Source organism: Cupriavidus sp. WS (genome assembly GCF_000395345.1).
GTDB lineage: Bacteria > Pseudomonadota > Gammaproteobacteria > Burkholderiales > Burkholderiaceae > Cupriavidus > Cupriavidus basilensis_B.
In genome coordinates, this window is record NZ_AQPL01000588.1 from 1 (window position 1) to 2,898 (window position 2,898).

Below are 2,898 nucleotides of genomic sequence, written 5' to 3' on the forward strand. Positions count from 1 at the left end.
CTTGATGTCATCGACATAGGTGCCCTTGCCCTGCAGGAAGCGCGGGTCTTCGCGGCGCTTGCGCGAGCAGCCCATGCCCTCCAGCGCGGCGAGGCGCTCGGCTTCGGCGTTCATCGTTCCCATGGTGCGTCTCCGTGCGTCTGCTTCAGACGCCGGGCACGGCCATTGCGCGCCCGGCATGGTCCATCCGGCCGCGTCAGTGCGTTGCCTCGTCCATCAGCGGATGCGAGGTCTGCACCGCTTCGCCGCGCAGCTTGCGGGCGGCATACTGCACCGCTTTGACGATGTTCTGGTAGCCCGTGCAGCGGCACAGGTTGCCGGCCATCCAGTAGCGGATCTCTTCTTCGGACGGGTCGGGGTTTTCCTGCAGGAGGCGGTACGCGCGCATCAGCATGCCGGGCGTACAGAAGCCGCACTGCAGCGCGTGCTCCTGCATGAAGGCCTCCTGCAGCGCATGCAGCTCGCCGCCCTGCGCCAGGCCCTCCACGGTCAGCACCTCGGCGCCCTCGGCCTGCACCGTGAGCACCGTGCAGGACTTGACCGACATGCCGTCCAGGTCCACCGTGCAGGCCCCGCAGTGCGAGGTCTCGCAGCCGATGTGCGGGCCGGTGTGCAGGCAGCGCTCGCGCAGGGTGTGGATCAGCAGCTCGCGCGGCTCAGCCACCACGTCGGTGTCCTTGCCGTTGAGCTTGAACGACACCATCACTTTCTTGATCATGTCCGGTCTCCGCTGGGGCTTGCGATGGTCGCCGCGCGCGTACGCGGCCTGCGGTGCTGTTTGCTGTGCTGCTTGCCGTGCTGTTTGCCGTGCAACCCGCCGCGCGGCTGGCGCCCGGCTACGGCGCGGCGCGCGACCACGCGGTGCGCAGCGCCCGCTGGGTCATCTCGCCCGCCATCGCGGTCTTGTATTCGGCGTCGCCGCGCAGGTCCTCGGCCGGGTCGCAGATGGCCATCGCCAGCCGCGCCGCCTCGGCGATGGCCGCGTCGTCGAGCGGCTTGCCACGCAGGCTCTGCTCGGCGTCGGTGGCGCGGATCGCCGTGGGCGCGACGTTGGTCAGCGCGATGCGCACGTCCTCCACCGTCTCGCCGCGCCGGCGCAGCATCACGGCCGCCGCCGCGGTGGCGAAGTCGCCGGACTTGCGCTTGAGCTTGGCGTAGCAGTGTCCGCTGCCCGGCGCCGGCGCCGGGATGCGGATTTCCGTGAGGATCTCGCCCGGCTCCAGCAGCGTCATGTAAGTGCCGAGGAAGAAGCCGTCGGCCGGCACCACGCGCTCGGCCAGCCTGCCGGCCAGCACGAAGGAAGCGTCCAGCGCGATCATCAGCGCCGGATGGTCGTTGCCCGGATCGCCGTGCGAGATGTCGCCGCCGATGGTGCCGCGGTAGCGCACCTGCGGGTCCGAGATCAGGCGCGCGCCCTCCACCAGCAGCGGGCACTTCTGCTGCAGCAGCGCCGACCAGATCAACTCGTTCTCGGTGGTCATGGCGCCGATGCGCAGCTCGCCGCCTTCCTCGCGGATGCCCTTCAGGCCCTCGACCTTGCCGAGGTCGATCAGGTGGGCCGGCTCGGCGAAGCGCAGCTTCATCATCGGCAGCAGGCTGTGCCCGCCGGCCAGCAGCTTGGCGCCGTCGCCGTATTCCTCGAGCATGGCCACCGCCTCGGGCAGCGTCCTGGGCGCATGATATTCAAACGGGCGGGGGATCACGCTGGTCTCCTTGTCTCGCTCGCGCGCCCGCGCCTGCGGTCCGTGCCGGCGGCCTTGCGCGCATCGCTGTGTTTTCAGGAGCATTTCATAATGCAGCGCAGCAAAGCAATGTGACTTCCCGAACGCCCGGCAAGGCTGCGTCAACCGCCGGGAAACTTGCACGAACTACGGCAGGGACGTACAACAGAATTGCCGCGCAGGCGCGCGATGGGCAGCAACCGGGCAACCGCGGGCGCGAAGACAAGAACAACGACAGGCCGACATCGAAACCAGGAGATTGCACAATGGACCGCCTCGCGCCGTTCACCCCGCCAGCCCCCGAGGTGCGCCGCAACGAGACCTTCCAGCACAAGCTGGAACAGTTCAACCCGGGCATCGTCTGGCTCGACGCGCAAGGCCGCGTCACCGCCTTCAACGATGTTGCGCTGCAAATCCTCGGCCCCGCCAGCGAGCAGTCGCTCGGCGTCAGCCAGGACCGGCTGATCGGCATCGACGTGGTGCAGCTGCACCCGGAAAAAAGCCGCGAGAAACTGCGCTTCCTGCTGCAGTCCGAGGACGCCAGCGGCTGCCCGGTCAAGTCGCCGCCGCCGCTGGCGATGATGATCAACATCCCGGACCGCGTGCTGCTCATCAAGGTGTCCAAGATGGCGGACAGCGGCGGTGTATGCGGCACCTGCATGATCTTCTACGACGTGACCGACGTCACCACCGAGCCGCACCACGCGCCCGCGTCAGGCAGCGCGCCGCTGCCGCGCCGGCTGTTCAAGATCCCCGTGTACCGCAAGAACCGCGTGATCCTGGTGGACCTCAAGGACATCGTGCGCTTCCAGGGCGACGGGCACTACACGACCATCGTCACCAGGGACGAGCACTATCTCTCCAACCTGTCGCTGACCGACCTGGAGATGCGGCTCGACGACAGTGTTTATCTGCGGGTGCACCGCAGCCATATCGTCAGCCTGGCTTACGCGGTGGAGGTAGTGAGGAACGAGGAACGCGTGCAACTGGTCATGGATGATGCGCAGCGCACGCTGGTGCCGGTCAGCCGGGCGAAGATCGCGGAGTTGAGGGAGAGGTTGGGGGTGGCGTGATTTTTTTGGAATTTTATTCAGGTTTAAGGTCAACGGCTTTAAGAGCTTTAACGTCAAGATCGAAGTCAACTTCAAAGCCAGCGGCTGAACGTCAAAGTCAAAGT

General features: G+C 66.9%; 3 protein-coding genes. 1 reads left to right on the forward strand and 2 read right to left on the reverse strand.

From position 1 onward, the window contains the following. Positions 1-196: 196 nt before the first annotated feature. Both K206_RS0135145 and K206_RS0135150 read right to left on the reverse strand, forming a co-directional pair. Positions 197-718 (reverse strand): (2Fe-2S)-binding protein, encoded by a 522-nt coding sequence (locus K206_RS0135145; RefSeq protein ID WP_020206939.1) that lies wholly within the window; start codon positions 716-718, stop codon positions 197-199. A gap of 118 nt (positions 719-836) precedes the next feature. Continuing rightward, a complete protein-coding gene (locus K206_RS0135150) occupies positions 837-1,703 on the reverse strand; it encodes a xanthine dehydrogenase family protein subunit M (RefSeq protein WP_020206940.1) in 867 nt (288 codons plus the stop codon). A gap of 284 nt (positions 1,704-1,987) precedes the next feature. Between K206_RS0135150 and K206_RS0135155 the strand changes: the two genes are divergently transcribed. Beyond that, positions 1,988-2,794: a PAS domain-containing transcriptional regulator gene (locus K206_RS0135155; RefSeq protein WP_020206941.1), complete on the forward strand. Its 807-nt coding sequence runs from the start codon at positions 1,988-1,990 to the stop codon at positions 2,792-2,794. Positions 2,795-2,898: the final 104 nt, after the last annotated feature.